The organism is Acinetobacter johnsonii ANC 3681 (assembly GCF_000368805.1).
Taxonomy (GTDB): Bacteria; Pseudomonadota; Gammaproteobacteria; order Pseudomonadales; family Moraxellaceae; genus Acinetobacter; species Acinetobacter johnsonii.
This window is the reverse complement of the sequence record NZ_KB849704.1, coordinates 155,514-172,083: the sequence shown is the minus strand read 5'-3', so window position 1 is coordinate 172,083 and position 16,570 is coordinate 155,514. Positions and strand designations below refer to the sequence as shown.

12 protein-coding genes are annotated in these 16,570 nt (G+C 44.1%); 11 read left to right on the top strand and 1 reads right to left on the bottom strand.

Translation table 11 applies throughout. The annotated features are described in order from the left end of the window. Window positions 1–41: 41 nt before the first annotated feature. A complete protein-coding gene (gene pap, locus F946_RS03060) occupies window positions 42–1,469 on the bottom strand; it encodes a polyphosphate:AMP phosphotransferase (RefSeq protein ID WP_004978791.1) in 1,428 nt (475 codons plus the stop codon). 196 nt (window positions 1,470–1,665) lie between these two features. On the opposite strand from pap, the gene F946_RS03055 reads away from it, so the two are divergent. From F946_RS03055 to F946_RS03005, 11 genes are all read left to right on the top strand, one after another. Next, complete coding sequence (locus F946_RS03055) at window positions 1,666–2,370, top strand: DUF8198 family protein (RefSeq protein WP_004978789.1); 705 nt, start codon at window positions 1,666–1,668, stop codon at window positions 2,368–2,370. A 167-nt stretch (window positions 2,371–2,537) separates the two neighbouring features. Then, window positions 2,538–3,482, top strand: coding sequence for a bifunctional demethylmenaquinone methyltransferase/2-methoxy-6-polyprenyl-1,4-benzoquinol methylase UbiE (gene ubiE, locus F946_RS03050; RefSeq protein ID WP_004978787.1), 945 nt, complete (start codon window positions 2,538–2,540; stop codon window positions 3,480–3,482). A 23-nt stretch (window positions 3,483–3,505) separates the two neighbouring features. Next, complete coding sequence (locus F946_RS03045; RefSeq protein ID WP_004978784.1) at window positions 3,506–4,177, top strand: ubiquinone biosynthesis accessory factor UbiJ; 672 nt, start codon at window positions 3,506–3,508, stop codon at window positions 4,175–4,177. Window positions 4,178–4,189: 12 nt separating this feature from the next. After that, window positions 4,190–5,809, top strand: coding sequence for an ABC1 kinase family protein (locus F946_RS03040; RefSeq protein WP_004978783.1), 1,620 nt, complete (start codon window positions 4,190–4,192; stop codon window positions 5,807–5,809). Window positions 5,810–5,971: 162 nt separating this feature from the next. Next, a complete protein-coding gene (locus tag F946_RS03035) occupies window positions 5,972–7,048 on the top strand; it encodes a patatin-like phospholipase family protein (protein WP_004978782.1) in 1,077 nt (358 codons plus the stop codon). 72 nt (window positions 7,049–7,120) lie between these two features. Then, window positions 7,121–8,179, top strand: a complete 1,059-nt coding sequence (locus tag F946_RS03030) for a DUF7738 domain-containing protein (RefSeq protein WP_004978778.1) — start codon at window positions 7,121–7,123, stop codon at window positions 8,177–8,179. A 12-nt stretch (window positions 8,180–8,191) separates the two neighbouring features. Continuing rightward, window positions 8,192–9,478 (top strand): FAD-dependent oxidoreductase, encoded by a 1,287-nt coding sequence (locus F946_RS03025; RefSeq protein WP_004978777.1) that lies wholly within the window; start codon window positions 8,192–8,194, stop codon window positions 9,476–9,478. A gap of 189 nt (window positions 9,479–9,667) precedes the next feature. Then, on the top strand, window positions 9,668–10,450 hold the full coding sequence (gene hisIE / locus F946_RS03020) for a bifunctional phosphoribosyl-AMP cyclohydrolase/phosphoribosyl-ATP diphosphatase HisIE (RefSeq protein ID WP_004978775.1): 783 nt from the start codon (window positions 9,668–9,670) through the stop codon (window positions 10,448–10,450). An 11-nt stretch (window positions 10,451–10,461) separates the two neighbouring features. Beyond that, a complete protein-coding gene (locus tag F946_RS03015; RefSeq protein ID WP_004692691.1) occupies window positions 10,462–11,964 on the top strand; it encodes an AAA family ATPase in 1,503 nt (500 codons plus the stop codon). A gap of 38 nt (window positions 11,965–12,002) precedes the next feature. Further along, window positions 12,003–13,367, top strand: coding sequence for an AAA family ATPase (locus tag F946_RS03010; protein WP_004978773.1), 1,365 nt, complete (start codon window positions 12,003–12,005; stop codon window positions 13,365–13,367). 361 nt (window positions 13,368–13,728) lie between these two features. After that, complete coding sequence (locus F946_RS03005) at window positions 13,729–16,569, top strand: monovalent cation/H+ antiporter subunit A (RefSeq protein ID WP_004978771.1); 2,841 nt, start codon at window positions 13,729–13,731, stop codon at window positions 16,567–16,569. Window position 16,570: the final 1 nt, after the last annotated feature.

The following is a 16,570-nucleotide window of genomic DNA, read 5'->3' as shown; positions in this document are numbered from 1 at the left end:
GCCTCTATAAAAACGATCAAATGACCGTTTTTTTAAGTTTTTTAATCCGTGTCGCGATCCGCTTTGAGCTGTTTTAAAATTGCCCTTAAGACTTCAATTCGGGCCTGTTGTTTATCATTGGTGGAAATAATATACCAAGGAGCATAGCTGGTATCAGTATGTGCAAACATATCCGCGGCGGCCTTTAAATAGTCATCCCATTTGTCGCGATTGCGCCAATCTTCTTCGGTAATTTTAAAGCGTTTATGCGGAGTGCTTTCACGGGCTTTAAACCGCGCCGCTTGTTCATCTTTATCTATCGCCAGCCAAAACTTAATCAGCACGGTTTGGCTGTTGCTGAGGTTTTTTTCAAAACGATTGATTTCCGCATAAGCGCGTTGCCACTCCACCTCGGTTGCGAAGCCTTCTATCCGCTCTACCAAAACGCGTCCATACCACGTCCGATCAAAAATAGTGATGTCATCCGACTGCAACTTACTCCAAAAACGCCACTGGTAAGGACGGCGTAGCTCATACTTTTCAGGTGCGGCAATGGTATGAATTTCATATTCTCGTGGGTCGAGCTTTTTCACAATGCGCTTAATCGCACCACCTTTCCCAGCGGCATCCATACCTTCAAAAGCGATCACCACTTTACGGTCATCACAGCGGATGGCATCGGCCACTTGTTTGGTGAGTTTTTTTAACTCTGCTTTATAGTTTGCATCCTCAGCTTGAGGGGCTTCAAACTGAGTCAGAATATCTGGGATCGGCGCTTGCTGCCATTTTAATGCGGCCTTTTTTTCATGCTCTGGACAGTGTCGCAGCGCTGTTAAAATCGCTTGTGCAAAATTGTGATTACGCAAATCTTCATCTTCACCATCAATGATTTGCCAGTCATCGGTGAAGCGCGTACGTAGCTTTTGTAAGGTGTCATATTGTTTTTTATTGCGCCAGTCTAGCCCATGCAACTTATGCCAATGCACTTCGCTCGGGTCCATATCATCCAGACGCTTTTGCAGAGACTTCCACGACAAATCGAACCAAACTTTTAAGACATCTACGTTGTTGTTTTTTAAGTCCTGTTCAAAAGCCCGCATATTGCTGACGTATTCATCAAACAAAGTGTCGTCCAAAGGCTTTGAAGCATGCATGGCCGTAGCCAACAAGTCCCCATACCAATTACCAAACCACACCATAATTTGCCCTTCGGCAGGTACAAATCGAGTATAGGGCTGCCAAAAAGGCTGTTTTAGATTAAACAGATGCGGTGGATCGGCTTTGACATATAAAAAACGCGGATCGACCCATTCGCGCAGCTGTTTCACCGCTTCGCCTTTACCCGCAAGTTCAATTCCACTGACCAAAATCACTAAACTTTTTGCATTGCTCTGATCACGGGTATTCATCAACGCATATTGCGCTTCAATTAAGTCCAGTGAAAGCTGTTCTTCATTCAGCACTGTACTGACGATCGTTTCTGTATCCATGGCCCCCTCCTTTTTTCTATTTAATCAGATCACTAGATCCTAAAAGATGATGGTCTAGATGATTTTCATATGTATCTTTTGACTACTTCTACATCAAACTGACCACAAATAAATAGTTTTTTTGTCACTTTGTCATAGCGAGTTCCGTCATCACGCACTAAGATTTAGCTATCTTTAAATAGAACTGAGACAGCAAATGTCCAAACTCGCCGCCCTCGATGAGCTTTTAGAACAGTATTACCAATTGCATTATCATCAAGATTCGGTGCTCTTCCAACGTTTACAAGATGTGCAAGTCTGGCAAAAGCAACGGATGCAACGCACGCATAACCGTGCTTTCGCAGAAAAACAGAACCTCTTGATGGCCGAGTATTTTATCAACCGTTTATATGGTGGCCCAGATTTTGACGCTTTGGCAGGACAAATTGCGCGCTTGAGCAAATATGCGCACAAAGCAGAGAAATTAATTCCTGAAAATGCCATTAAAACAGGTACCTCTGGGGTTGAGTTGGCTATTTTGGCGGTGCGGCTGGATGAACAAGTGGCGATGCAATTGCTGAAAGATCACCATCCCTCTGAAGCCTTAACCGATGATTTGATGCGCCAAGCCTATTTAAAACTAGAACAAGGCGAAGAACGCTTGAAACAGCTGTATTTACTCGATCAATTGGGTAAGAACCTCGATAAATACATGCGCTCTTTTATGGTCTATACCGCTTTTAAGATGTGTAAAGGGACGGCCAACAAATATAACTTCAATGTCATGTATGAATTTATGCAGGATGGCTTTTTAGCCATGAAACCGCTAAAGTCGGCAGAGAAATTTGTGAAAGACTTTACGGCGGTGGAACGTCAAATTATTGATAAAGTCCATGCGGGGCATTTGTATCCTTTTCAGTAAATTTCAACGAATGACTTGATAAAAATAAGCCAGCAGCAGCTTTGCTCTGCTGTTTTTCTGTATATTATTCAGCACAATTGCATGATGGTTACTGTACAACGTCCTAGAATCTGTCATCATGCATGCACTGCAACATTTACCCTATTGCTATGTTAGGAGTGACTCCCATGTCGAATGAAAATCAAACGCCTACCGCTACTCAAGAGTCGGCACAAAACACAGACAAAGTGAGTCCATTTTTAACTGAACCATTACCTCAAGGCACAGCGCAAGGTCAGCAACAGTCCTTACAACAACAGCTAACCAATACGCCTGTGACAGGTTCTGTGCCTAAATACAACCTGCCTCGCGGTGCCAACACAGGTAACGTGGGCAGTACCACACACTTTGGTTACCAAACAGTCAGCAGTGATGACAAAGCCCAAAAAGTAGCGGAGGTTTTCCACTCGGTTGCCAGCAAATACGACATTATGAATGACTTGATGTCTTTTGGTATTCACCGTCTATGGAAACGCTTTGCGATCAATATGTCAGGGGTTCGTCGTGGTCAGCGCGTATTAGATATTGCTGGTGGGACAGGCGACTTGGCTAAAGTGTTTAGCCGCGAAGTTGGCCCTACAGGTCATGTGGTACTTTCAGACATTAATGAATCAATGTTAAATGTGGGGCGTGATCGTTTAATTGATGCAGGCTGTACCAATGTTGACTTCGTATTAGCCAATGCTGAAACCCTAGAGCCGTTTGAAGACAACAGCTTCGACCTACTCACGATCTCGTTTGGTCTACGTAATGTGACCGATAAAGATGCAGCACTTGCAGCGATGTACCGCGTGCTTAAGCCAGGTGGTCGCCTACTGGTATTAGAGTTCTCTAAACCTGTGTTTGAGCCTTTTTCAAAACTGTACGACCTATATTCGTTCACCGCACTGCCGATCATGGGTAAAATTATTGCCAATGACTCAGAAAGCTACAAATATTTAGCCGAGTCCATTCGTATGCACCCAGACCAACGCACGTTGAAAGGCATGATGGAAAATGCAGGCTTCCAAAACTGTGACTATCACAACTTAACCGGTGGTATCGTTGCTGTACACCGTGGTTTTAAACTTTAAAATTAAACGTTTAAGGGCAAATTATGTGGTCGATTCTGGCACTCGGTGCAGTTGAACGATTAATTCATCATGTGATTAATTTGGATGCGATCACTCGCATCCAGCTCAATGAACTACAAGGCAAGATGTTACGTGTGGTGATCGCGTCCCCGCAACTGTCTGTAGATGTGTTCTTTGACCAAGCTAAAGTGCGCTTAGAACCTACCGTTACGGGGCATAGTGAAACAGCGTCCATTTTTGAACAACGCCCTTTTGATCAAGCTCAGTCTCACACCCCAGCAACCGCAACTTTAACGGTGGCCAATGTGGTTGAGCTGCTCAAGCTTTTACTGGCGGATGATGTCGGCACTATCCCCCTGCAAGGCGATTATCACCTTCTGCAAGATATTCAACGGATTATGCAACAAGCTGAGCCTGACTTGGCTGCGCATCTAAGCCCGTGGATTGGCCCAAGTTTGGCGCATGAATTGGCCAAAATCCAACTGGCACCGAAGCACATCAAACAGGCCTTACAAAGTCATTTGTTCTTTGCTGAAGATGCCTTAAAAGAAGACAGTGGTCTATTTGCCCCACGTTGGCAAATGGATGATCTGCATCAAGACACCCGCATTTTTAATCAAAACTTAGATCGTGCCGAAGCCAAAATTCAACAGCTTCAAGCACAGATTGACACTCAAGACTCAACTCAAAACTAGGTATTTACATATATGATTCCGCACGTTTCACGTTTACTCGAACTTTGGCGCATTGCCGCGCACTATAGACTCGACACGTTGTTTCCTGCGGAAGAATTGCCTGAAAAAGCACGCCATGCATTGGGTGTAATTCGTATGCACCCTGCGGCATGGTCCAGTCGTGAACGAAAAAATCCACTGAAGCTCAAACTGGCTTTAGAGGAAATGGGACCACTGGCGATTAAAATGGGACAACTACTGTCTACTCGTCGTGACCTGATTCCACCTGAAGTACTACAACAACTGGTTTTACTCCAAGACCGTGTCAAACCGTTTGGTTCTGATGTAGCGAAAATGCGCATTCAAGAATCACTGAAAGCCGATGTAAACACACTGTTTGCACGCTTCGATGAACAACCCTTGGCAGCAGCCTCGATTGCTCAAGTACATACGGCCGCTTTACATGATGGGCGCGAAGTGGTGGTGAAAGTCACCCGTCCCGCTATTCGTAGTCAAATTTTACAAGACTTTGAAATTTTAGAATGGCTAGGTGATTTTCTAGAAAAACGTCTAGAAGCCGCGCGTGCACTGCACTTATCTGAAATTATTCAGAACTATCGTCAAGTCATTTTAAATGAACTGGATTTGACTTTAGAAGCCGACAATACCCGTCGTATGCGCCATTATTTTACAGGCTCAAGCATGATGTATGTGCCTGAAGTCTATATGGACAGCAAAGACGTGATGGTGGCCGAACGCATTACGGGCGTTCCCATTTCAGATATTGAAACCTTTGAAAAGCTGGGGATGGATCGTAAAGATCTGGCGGAAAAAGGCTTGACCATTTTCTTTACCCAAGTCTTCCGTGACAACTTTTTTCATGCCGACATGCATCCGGGCAATGTCTTCGTTGAAACCCTAAACCCAAGCCAACCCCGCTATATTGCGCTGGACTGTGCCATTATGGGTGAGTTGTCGAAGCATGACCAAATGACCGTGGCACGTATGCTGCTTGCGGTCATGAACAGCGACTTTATGCAACTGATTCAAATCGTGCATCAAGCTGGTTGGATTCCACCGGGCACAGACCAAGATGCACTAGCACGTGAAATGCGTCGCACGGTCGGGCCAATGGTGTCCAAACCTATGCATGAATTGGACTTCGCGGGCATTTTGATTCAAGTTATGGATATTGCACGACGCTTCCATTTGGAAATTCCACCACAACTGATGCTGCTGCTTAAAACCCTCGTACATGTTGAAGGTTTAGGGACTGACCTTTACCCGGAGCTGGACATTTGGAGTTTAGCTAAGCCAATCCTGACCGATTGGATCAAAGCGCAAATGAATCCACAAAAGAACCTAAAAGAGTTAGGACAAAAAATTCCGGACTTACTTTTAGGGGCACAAGACTTCCCAACGCTGTTGGTCGATAGCTTAAATGGTCTCAAAAACCAATCAGCTTGGCATGCTAAACAGCTCAATGAACTGCAAAGTATGCGCCTACAAATGGAGCATCAGCAAAAACGCAGTTGGATTTTTGGCAGTCTCATGGCCATTTTGCTGTCGATTGCGATTATCTCGCCTTGGTTTATTTCAGTGATTTTAATTGTACTCACCAGCTTACTGGCGGTGTGGCGCGTGTTTAAATAGACGCTTTCTGCTGTATTAAAAGCCTGAGTCTCTCAGGCTTTTTTATGTTTAGGTTTTATGTAGGAAGTGACTCCCAAGTCATTCTTGGATCACTTTTGCCAATGCGCTCGCTCTCTCGCAAGTTAAAATGACAATACATATTGTCTATTTTGAATGATCACGATGACTCAAATCCTGCAAAAACACCCTCCAGCTTTAAGCATTCGTGCAGGTAAATTAGCACGTCAACTCATTCAAAGTGAAGGCTTACAAGCTGAACAGGTCGATATTGTACCCGGTGCCGCAGGTGGGCCCAAAGGCATCGGGATTCAAGGTTTAGACCAAGCCATTTTTGGTGAATTCTTTGCTCGTGCACCGCAAAGACGAACGTTGATTGGTTCATCCATTGGCAGTTGGCGCTTTGCCAGCATCTTAGCGCACGGTGCGAAAGCAGGTACCGAACGTTTAGGTGAACTCTATACCAACCTCTATTTTGACAAAAAAATGCAGCGTCAAGAAGTCAGTGATATTTGCCGTGGCATGCTGCTCGACTTGGTGCAAGGCAAAGAAGCGGAATTGGTCAATCATCCCGATTACCACCTCACAGTGCTGTCGATTAAAGCACAGCACATCTTCCAAAGTGACCAAGTTCTCCCGCTATTGGCCTCTGTGGCAGGTATCATCGGCACAACCGCTGTTTCGCGAAAGCATAGTCGCCACTTTATGCAACGGGTAATTAGTCAGCCCAGCAATGGTAAACAATTTAAAGTGGAAGATGATTTCCTCACTCATTATCACAGTCTCACCGCTAGAAACGTTCTGCCTTGGCTGATTGCTTCAGCCTCTATTCCAGGCGTGATGGCCGCAATTCGCGATATTCCAGATGCGCCACAAGGCAGTTATCGCGATGGTGGTCTGATTGACTATCACATCGATCTGCCTTTTGAGAGTCAAGGCATTGTGCTTTATCCGCACTTTACGGACAGCATTACGCCGGGGTGGTTTGATAAACTGTTTAAACGTCGCGCCAATCCTGAAAATCAAGCCCGTACGCTACTATTGTCTCCGTCCCAAGACTATTTACAGAGCTTACCTTTAGGACGCCTGCCCGATCGTAAAGATTTCACCCTCAAAGGGCTCGACCAAAAACAGCGCATTCAAATGTGGAACCAATGTATTTCTGAAAGTCAGCGCTTAGGTGATGAGTTCTTGGAAATGGTGGAAAAACAGCATTTTGCACAGGTCATACAAGATTTATAAACAAAATTTGCGCATGAATGTAATCTTGTTTAATCTGACCAAATAAAGAAAAATCGAGATTACATTTTTTCTATGCTAACAATAATTTTAAGTGAAAATACTTTTTTATTAAACCAACACCCCCTTAACTTCCCCATTCCAACAGAAAAATTGATTTCTGTACTGGATACAACGCATCGGGTTTTAAACTGCGAAACCAATACAATCTATGTTTGGGATGAACTTGGTATCACAGCCTATGCTAAACAAGATCATCTTATTGATACAATTGATGTTTCATTTAAACGTCGAGAAAATGATGCCGCTCCAAAACATGCCTTTAAGGGACAATTCCATTACGGCCAACATGAAGCAATCTCTTATTTTTTTAAACATCCTGAGTTACGTATTCCTATTTATGAAGGCGACCGCAACAAAGCCTTAGTTGCACATGACGTTTATGCATGGTTTCATGGCGATTTAAAAAACCAGCAAATCGATGGGATTAGTTTCTCAGCCTATATTAAATCTGAAATACCAGAACCCTTAGCCTTAGCTCCAGAATATGCCCATTTTCAAACCCTATGGTCAAATTGGCTCAATGCAATTCATAGTATCGTTCCCCAACACAATAATTATTATAATTTAAAGCACGGTATACAGCGTCAAGACATTCAGGAAATCCACATGCAAAATGAGATGCATATGCCTGAAGTTTTAACCAGTTTTTATAAAGTTCATAATGTGTATTGGAATCCGGTTACAGCTATCTTTACTTTTTTTGTGAAGGGCTGGAATTACGATTTACTACCTTTTGAAGATATTTATAAGCATTGGCAACATAATGTTGAACTCAATACTGGAGAAAATCTCGATCACTCGAATTACCCAAATTATGATGTTCGAACAAAAATAAGTGACTATACCAATCCCAACTGGATTCCGTTTGCAGAAGGGAGAAATGGTGATTATTTAATGATTGATCTTGATCCTAGTGAACAAGGACAATATGGTCAAATTATTGAATTACAAAATGAATCTTGGGAACGAAATGTTATTTCAAGCTCTTTAGAGGATTTCATTAAAATCAACATCGACCAATTAAAAAAACCTGATGATATTCGTTACGCATTCATTTTAGACAATGGTTAAATCATTCGATCTATGATTTCTAATCAGCCCCCCCACTTCGCCATCATCGGTGCAGGAACCGCAGGGTTAGCCACTGCGATTTTACTGGCTCGACAAAATATTCAAGTCAGTATTTTAGAGAAAGCCTCAGAACTTGAACCTGTCGGAGCAGGACTGTTACTACAGCCCTCTGGTTTAGCTGTTTTTGAGCATTTAGGCCTTTTAGATGAAGTTTTAAGACTGGGTGCAAAAGTCACTGGGCTCAAAGGTCAATTACCGAATGGAAATTTACTGGTCAATAGTCATTATCAACAAGCGCATCCTGATTTTTATGGTGTAGGGATTCATCGAGCAACGTTATGTCATGTTTTAGAAAATAAATGCCGTGAATATCCAGAACTCATTACGTGGTATATGAATACCGACATTCAGAAATTAGAAGAAACATCCTATCAAGTTCGGGTTTTGGGTAGTAAAGATGGTGAATCATTTGATCAAGCTTTTGATGCTGTAATCATTGCCAATGGCGCACGCAGCCTTTTAAGACCCAAAAAATGGGTAAAGGTTGATCAAGCTTATCCTTGGGGAGCCAAATGGACAATTGTTCCTGAATGTCTTGAATTAGATACAGAAATTTTACATCAGTTTCATGATCGCTCTAAAATCATGATGGGAATCTTACCGACAGGTACAGTGCCACATGAACCCAAGCAAAGACTGTCGAGTGTATTTTGGAGTCTTCCAAGCCATCAGCTAAATAACTTTCTACACAATTCACAAGCTTACTCAGACTGGTTAAACCAAGTGTCTAAGCGTTGGAAACCTGCTGCGGATTGGTTAGAACAAGTCATTGCCCGGCCTGAACAAAAATCACAATGGTTGACTGCAAATTATCGTGATGTGGTGCTGTCTAAGTTTGGTGAGGGTCGTATCGGTGTCATGGGTGATGCAGCACATGCGATGAGTCCACAACTGGGGCAAGGTGCAAATATGGCCCTTTTAGATGCATGGGCTTTGGGGCAAGCGGTTCAAAGTGCAAGAAAAAATGAAAACATTGATTATGTTCAACTCTGGCAAACGTATCATCAACACCGTCAAAGTTCGACGGCGTTCTATCAATTTTTAAGTCGTTTACTCACACCACTTTACCAATCTGACCTATGGTGGGCAGGTGGTTTACGTGATTTAAGCTTTGCTTGGATGTATCGAATCCCCTATTTCCGTAAAGAAATGGCGGTGACGATTTCAGGTTTAAAATTAGGCATGTTCAGTCAAATGAACTATCGGGATATTGCAAAACAAAACAATCATTCTGTGTAGAATGCGATGACAATCATCGTCATCCGCTTTGGATGGGTGACTGATGGTTGAATTTCTAAAATATATCAATTAAGCCGCTGTGAGATAACTGTAGAAAGTTTCTCCTCTATTCTGTTTAAATCACGTAGACTATAGCGCGCTACGTTAACATCGTAACACTCTCAATATTTATTCGCTTGGTGAAATCTTATGAACAATTTGCAATGGCTCGATGAAGTAAAATTTAACGAACAAGGTTTAGTCCCTGCCATTGCACAGCATCACCAAACGGGACGTGTCTTGATGGTTGCATGGATGAACCGTGAAGCTTTGGCTTTGACGGCTGAGAAAAACCAAGCCGTATATTTCTCTCGTTCACGCAACAAGTTATGGCACAAAGGCGAAGAATCTGGGCATTTTCAAACCGTACATGAAATTCGTCTCGACTGCGATGCCGATGTAATTGTGCTGCAAATTGAACAGCACGGCGGAATTGCCTGTCACACAGGGCGTGAATCATGCTTCTACCGTAAACTCACGCCAAATGGCTGGGAAATTGTGGATGCACAGCTCAAAGACCCGAACGCGATTTATGGCGAAAAATCGAAAAATCCACATACATTGGCAATGAATGCCTCAACGGCTCAGTCTGAGCAAGTTGAAGTTTTGTCCTACCTCGGTCAAATGATGGCTGAGCGTAAAGCAGCTGATCCTGACTCGTCTTATGTCGCGAAGCTGTATCATAAAGGTCTCAACAAAATTTTAGAAAAAGTCGGTGAAGAAGCGGTTGAAACCATTATCGCGGCTAAGGATTTTAAATCTGAAGCCAATGAAGACCATAAAAATGATTTGATCTATGAAGTGGCAGATCTTTGGTTCCATACGATTGTGGTTTTAGGCTATTTCGACTTAGACCCTCAAGTGGTTCTTAATGAATTGGCACGTCGTCAAGGGCTTTCTGGTTTGCTTGAAAAAGCCAACCGCAGCCACTAAGTTTATTGCCTGTGTCGAATATCATCAAACCGAGCGCGACTTATGAGCAAGCCATTGCCATTGATAACGCGCGTCTGGGCAAATCGTTTAAAGTAATTGCTTATGCAGGCACAGGTAAAACCACTACCCTGCAAATGATTAGCGATGCCATGCCACAAAGACGTGGCATGTATTTAGCGTTCAACAAAGCCATTGCCAGCGAAGCGCAAACGAAGTTTCATGGCAATGTCGACTGCCGAACCTTCCACTCGCTTGCCTTTCGCAGTGTTCCACGTGGAGTGACGGACAAACTTCGTCTGCCTCGTTTAAGTCCGAGTTTTATTGCCAAAGAATACCGCCTTGAACCCATCACCTTAAGACGGATGATGGGCGGACGTTATGAAAAATATGTGTTGATGCCCTCACGCTTAGCCAGCCTTGTGGCGAATGCCGTGAGTCACTTCTGTTCAACCAGTTCTCAGTACCCAGCACCGCGACATTTACAAGCACCGAGCTGGTTACACCCCGATGATATCGATTCACTACAAAAGCACCTCTACCCTGCCATTGAACGTCGTTGGTTAGAGTCCATTGATCCCAATCATCAAGCTGGGATTGGTCACGATATTTATTTAAAACTGTGGGCGTTGTCTGAACCCAATATCCCAAGTGACTATGTGTTGTTTGATGAAGCACAAGATGCCGATCCGCTGATGTTGGGCATCTTACTGAAGCAGCGTAATACACAAGTGATCTATGTCGGAGATGCACACCAACAGATTTATGCATGGCGCGGCGCAGTCAATGCCATGCAACAACTGCCTTTGCCTGAGTCACGCCTTACCACCTCGTTTCGTTTTGGTGAAGAGATTGCATTGCATGCCAATGCCATTTTAGGCGCCTTGAATGAAACCGTACCACTCATGGGTAACCCTCTGCTCAACTCCAAAGTGGTCAACAAACCCCATACCAAAATGCGCGATGCGATTTTATGTCGCACCAATGCGCGCGCTATGGAACTGTTACTCTCAGGATTGGTCCATGGCGACAAAGTCAGCTTACAAGCCGACCATGTCAAACTGAACCGCTTTGTCGATGCCGCAGCGATGTTGAAACAAGGTAAGCGCGTCACCGATGTGCCTGAACTGGCCTGGTTTAATTCTTGGCATGATGTACATGAATACTGCGAAACCAATGACGGCAGTGACATCAAGCCTTTAGTAAAATTGGTAGATGATCATGGCACCGATCCACTCAAAAAAGCCCTCGCGAAGATTACGCCAATTGAACAAGCGGATTATATTATTTCCACCGCACACAAAGCCAAAGGCTTAGAGTGGAACCGCGTTCACATCGAAGATGATTATCAGTTTAAGGTCAACGACAAAGACCATAAAATTAGTGATGAAGAGTTAAGACTACTTTACGTGGCCTGTACACGTGCTAAAGTAAGTTTAAATATCCATCACATTTACGATCTGATGCAACAGCTGAAAAAACAAATGCCAAGCTCATTACGTAAAGTTGTTGGATAGTCGAATGTAAAAATAGTCACAACCGCTGCGGGTGTTCTATGAAAATTCAATCGATTCACCTGAAACACATCCTGCATTTTGCTGACCTTAAAGTCGATTTTTCTTATCACGATAAACCCGTCACTTTAATTTTAGGCGATCAAGCCTCAGGCAAGACCTCGATCTTACGTTTTAGCTATCAGGCTCTGACTTGGTTTGCGGCCCGTTATAAAGATTTACGCTCTGCAGGTGTGGTGATGTTAGATCACGATATTATGCTGAACCGACTACAGTCCAAAATTGATATTCAAGTTGCTGTGCCCGCTGAGCTGTATGCTCTCAAACCTACGGCAGCCGATACTGCGCCCGAACCCTATACATGGCAACTCTACAAGACCTTAAACCAACAAGGCATTGGCATCAGTCGAGTTGAAACGTTGGAACTCGAACAACTGGTCAATCTATATCAGCAGGCAACGTTACAAGATCCGCTGCAAGGTTTACCGTTGATTGCGTATTATCCTGCGGAACGTTTTGTCAATGAGATGAATATTCTCAGCAAGAACAATCCCCTGATTTTCCAACATGCACATGCCTATGAAATTTCAGCTATTCCCTATACCACCTTTGCGCGCTTCTTTGAGTGGTTTCGTGAAATCAGCGATATTGAAAATGCGCAAACTGCACAGTTTTTACAAACGATATTGCATCAGCCCAAAAGCATGCCACCCGATATTCCCTTAAGCTATAAACTGGCTCAGGCTCAAGCACATATCCAGTCGCCCAGCCTACAAGCACTCAAGCAAGCGTTAGCAACCGTTCTGCCCGAAATAGAAGATATTTATCTGCAATATCATCCCAAGTTACAACTGATGGTGCGCTACCATGGCAACAGCATGCTCTATCAACAGCTTTCCAATAGTATCCGCAACTGGGTGGCGCTCGTTGGCGATATTGTGCGACGTTTATGCCTACTCAATCCTGAAAGCCTGTTCCCCTGTTTAGAAGGTGACGGCGTACTGTTGATTGACGCGGTTGATCATCAATTGGATCAAAATATGGCGCAAGTCATTTTAAAACGTTTAAATCAGGCTTTTCCTCGACTACAAATTATCGCCTCAGGCAACCGAAGTGAGTTGCTGGAACAAGCCAGCGAGTTTCAATGCCTCAAACTGGAAAATAAGCAATTAAGTCCTATCCAACTCCAACCACTGCAACATCAGTTCGATGTAATTTACCAAAACCTTGCCAATCATGAAGCGACGAGTGGAAGCACCGAACCGATTGCGGCTGAACCCCAAGATTTAAGTGTGGCTGAATTATTCACACAAATACAGCAGCAACTCTCTCCCGAACAGCAACAGCATTTGATTACTTTACTCAGTGCTGAAGATGATGCTTCATCGGCAAATCCATTAACTTAGCCTGCTTCATAAGCATATCTATTTTAACCCTCAAAAACAGGCGACCAATGGTCGCTTTTTTACATTTCTTGCACTGAGAAAGTACCTGTCATCCACCAAGAAACAACCATCACGCGTATAATGTTTTGCGTCAGCGCAAAAAAGATTGATGTTGTTTTAGTCATGTTATATGATCGGTTTTACTTGCAAATTTCTAACTGAAATCGGATTTTGCTATAACGCTTCATGAGTTGCGCAACACAACTTCATTATTTTTAAATTTCACATTGGCTTTCAAGATTGAGACTCTTGGGCTGCTCTTTGCAGTCCTGTAATCCTTGAAAGATGAGATTCACCAATAGGTTTTGACCTATTCACGACAATGGAAACGAGTGTGCTACCGATTATTATATTGTTACCGTTAATACTTGGCACAACCCTTGTCTCATTACTGAAGCAGAGCTCACGCAGGCTAACCGCCTTCGCAGCTGTTGGGGTCAGTATGACAAGTTTAGGCTTATTACTGACCCAAGCACGAGAGGTGTTTAATGGCGCTGTCATTACGCAGTCGTGGTCATGGTTGCCGCAGCTTGGAATTGACTTCAGCTTCCGTCTAGACGCATTAGGCCTCCTCTTTGCCTTATTGATTAGTGGCATCGGGACGCTCATTTATATTTATGCCTATTTTTATTTAGGCCCAAAAAATTCTCTCAATAAACTCTATCTACTGCTCATGTTGTTCATGGCAGCCATGCTCGGGATTTCACTCTCCAATAATTTAATTTTACTCCTCGTTTTTTGGGAGTTGACCAGTATCTCCTCTTTCCTATTGGTCGGTTATTGGAGCAATTACGACGCGGCACAACGTGGCTCACGCATGGCATTGACCATTACGGGTATGGGCGGGTTAGCCATGCTGGGTGGTTTCATCTTGCTCGGCCAAATCACAGGCACCTACGAGATTGATCAAATCTTGACAATGACAGCACAAATTCAAAGTCATGCTTTATTTGTTCCTACGTTGCTGCTGATTTTGCTCGGTGCTTTTACCAAAAGTGCGCAATTTCCATTCCATTTTTGGTTGCCCAACGCGATGGCAGCCCCGACTCCCGTGTCTGCTTATTTACACTCAGCAACCATGGTAAAAGCGGGTATTTTCTTGGTGGCACGACTGTTACCCATTTTTGCAGGTGCGGCACTGTTCCACAATTTGGTCACCTTTATTGGTCTGTTTACCCTTTGTATGGCTGCGTTTTTTGCCATCTTTAAAGAAGACCTGAAAGGTTTATTGGCCTATTCAACGATTAGCCATCTCGGCTTGATCATGTGTCTCTTGGGAATCGGATCACCATTGGCTGTGGCTGCGGCTATTTTCCATATCATTAACCATGCCACCTTTAAAGCAGCGCTGTTCATGATCGCAGGTATTATCGATCATGAGTCAGGCACACGTGATTTACGCAAGCTTAGTGGGTTATGGCAACTGTTGCCTTATACGGCCACTTTGACGATGGTCACTGCAGCATCGATGGCTGGCGTACCATTGACCAACGGTTTCTTATCTAAAGAAATGTTCTTTACTGAGCTGCTTAGCAATCTGTCTGGTCCTGTGCTCATCTGCTCGGCGATTGTCGCGACACTGGCAGGGATTTTTGCAGTCGCTTACTCTGTGCGTTTGGTACATGGGGTTTTCTTCGATGGCCCATTAGGCAAACAAGTTCCGAACAAAGATGCACATGAACCGCCGTTTGGCATGCGTGCACCAGCTACTTTACTAGCGTTTCTGTGTATTTTAGTCGGCTTATTCCCTGCCCTATTGGTTGAAAAGATAGTCAACAGTACAGCACGTGCCAGCACCCAAGTGATGGACTTTGAAGGCGCACATCTTGCACTATGGCATGGTTTTAACATGCCATTATTGATGAGCGTGATTGCATCGATTGGCGGTCTGATTTTCTATTTCAGTCTAGCGAAGGGTGGCAAAATTCGAGAAATTGATCTCGATCCATATTTAGGTCGTCTACAAGGTCGAGTTGCCTTTGACTTATTCCTTAAGTCACTCCTGCTCAACTCGCGCAAATTTAAACGACTGACTGAAAACGGTAAATTACAAAGCTATATTCTTTGGATTGTGGTCTTCAGTATTGCCGTAGTCTCACTCCCATTTTTAGGACAAGGGCTGACCACAGGTACCCGTGAACTCACCCATGCCCCTGCTTTAGCAGTCGTACTATGGCTACTGTTATTCTCTTCGTGCTGGATGATGCTATGGTTCCACCACGAACGGATTAAAGCAGTATTGATCAGTGGCGCGATTGGTTTAGTCGTGACTATGGTCTTTATCTGCTTCTCTGCACCTGATTTGGCTTTGACACAAATCACCGTCGATGTGGTCACCACCGTACTGTTATTGATGAGTTTATCGCTTTTACCACAACTCACTCCCTATGAGTCGAGTGTATCACGCCGTTGGCGAGATGCCCTCATTGCAATAGGCGGCGGGCTCGGCATTGCATGGATCACATGGCTCATCTTGACCCGTGATCACAACTCCATTTCATGGTTCTTCATGCAGCAGTCGATTCCATTAGGCGGCGGAACCAACGTGGTCAACGTGATTTTGGTCGACTTCCGTGGTTTCGATACCTTCGGTGAAATTACCGTCCTCGGCATCGCAGGCATTGGTGCACTGTGCTTAATGGATGGTATGCGTACCCACGGCACCACCATGACTCAAGGTCTCAGTTACCGTTTTAATCCCTCTCCGTTGATGCTTCGTATCACTGCGTCTTGGATTTTACCTATTGCCTTGGTGGTCAGTCTGTATATTTTCCTGCGTGGACACAATCTGCCTGGGGGCGGTTTTATCGCAGGTCTAATTACCGCTTTGGCCTTGATTATTCAGTACATGGCACTCGGTCAGGATCATGCAGAACAACTGCTCAAAGCCAAGTCTGGTCGTTTGTATGAAATCTGGATTGGAACAGGTCTGGTCATTGCAGGATTAACAGGCTTAGGCGCATGGTTCTGGGGACGTCCCTTCCTCACCAGTGCACACTTTTATGTGTCGCCACCGATCTTAGGCGAAATGCACCTAGCGACAGCTGCACTGTTCGATGTCGGGGTCTATATCACGGTCGTAGGTGCAACCATGCTACTTATTTCAGTACTTGGGGACTCGCGTCACTCTAGTATGTCTGGTCCAGTATCAAAGGGGGATTAAT

What these genes read in the sequence shown, in the direction of transcription:
- F946_RS03045 (WP_004978784.1), top strand. Translation starts at nt 3,506, where the DNA reads ATGTGGTCGATTCTGGCACTCGGTGCAGTTGAACGATTAATTCATCAT.
- hisIE (WP_004978775.1), top strand. Translation starts at nt 9,668, where the DNA reads ATGAACAATTTGCAATGGCTCGATGAAGTAAAATTTAACGAACAAGGT.
- F946_RS03035 (WP_004978782.1), top strand. Translation starts at nt 5,972, where the DNA reads ATGACTCAAATCCTGCAAAAACACCCTCCAGCTTTAAGCATTCGTGCA.
- ubiE (WP_004978787.1), top strand. Translation starts at nt 2,538, where the DNA reads ATGTCGAATGAAAATCAAACGCCTACCGCTACTCAAGAGTCGGCACAA.
- pap (WP_004978791.1), bottom strand. Translation starts at nt 1,469, where the DNA reads ATGGATACAGAAACGATCGTCAGTACAGTGCTGAATGAAGAACAGCTT.
- F946_RS03040 (WP_004978783.1), top strand. Translation starts at nt 4,190, where the DNA reads ATGATTCCGCACGTTTCACGTTTACTCGAACTTTGGCGCATTGCCGCG.
- F946_RS03030 (WP_004978778.1), top strand. Translation starts at nt 7,121, where the DNA reads ATGCTAACAATAATTTTAAGTGAAAATACTTTTTTATTAAACCAACAC.
- F946_RS03025 (WP_004978777.1), top strand. Translation starts at nt 8,192, where the DNA reads ATGATTTCTAATCAGCCCCCCCACTTCGCCATCATCGGTGCAGGAACC.
- F946_RS03005 (WP_004978771.1), top strand. Translation starts at nt 13,729, where the DNA reads ATGGAAACGAGTGTGCTACCGATTATTATATTGTTACCGTTAATACTT.
- F946_RS03010 (WP_004978773.1), top strand. Translation starts at nt 12,003, where the DNA reads ATGAAAATTCAATCGATTCACCTGAAACACATCCTGCATTTTGCTGAC.
- F946_RS03055 (WP_004978789.1), top strand. Translation starts at nt 1,666, where the DNA reads ATGTCCAAACTCGCCGCCCTCGATGAGCTTTTAGAACAGTATTACCAA.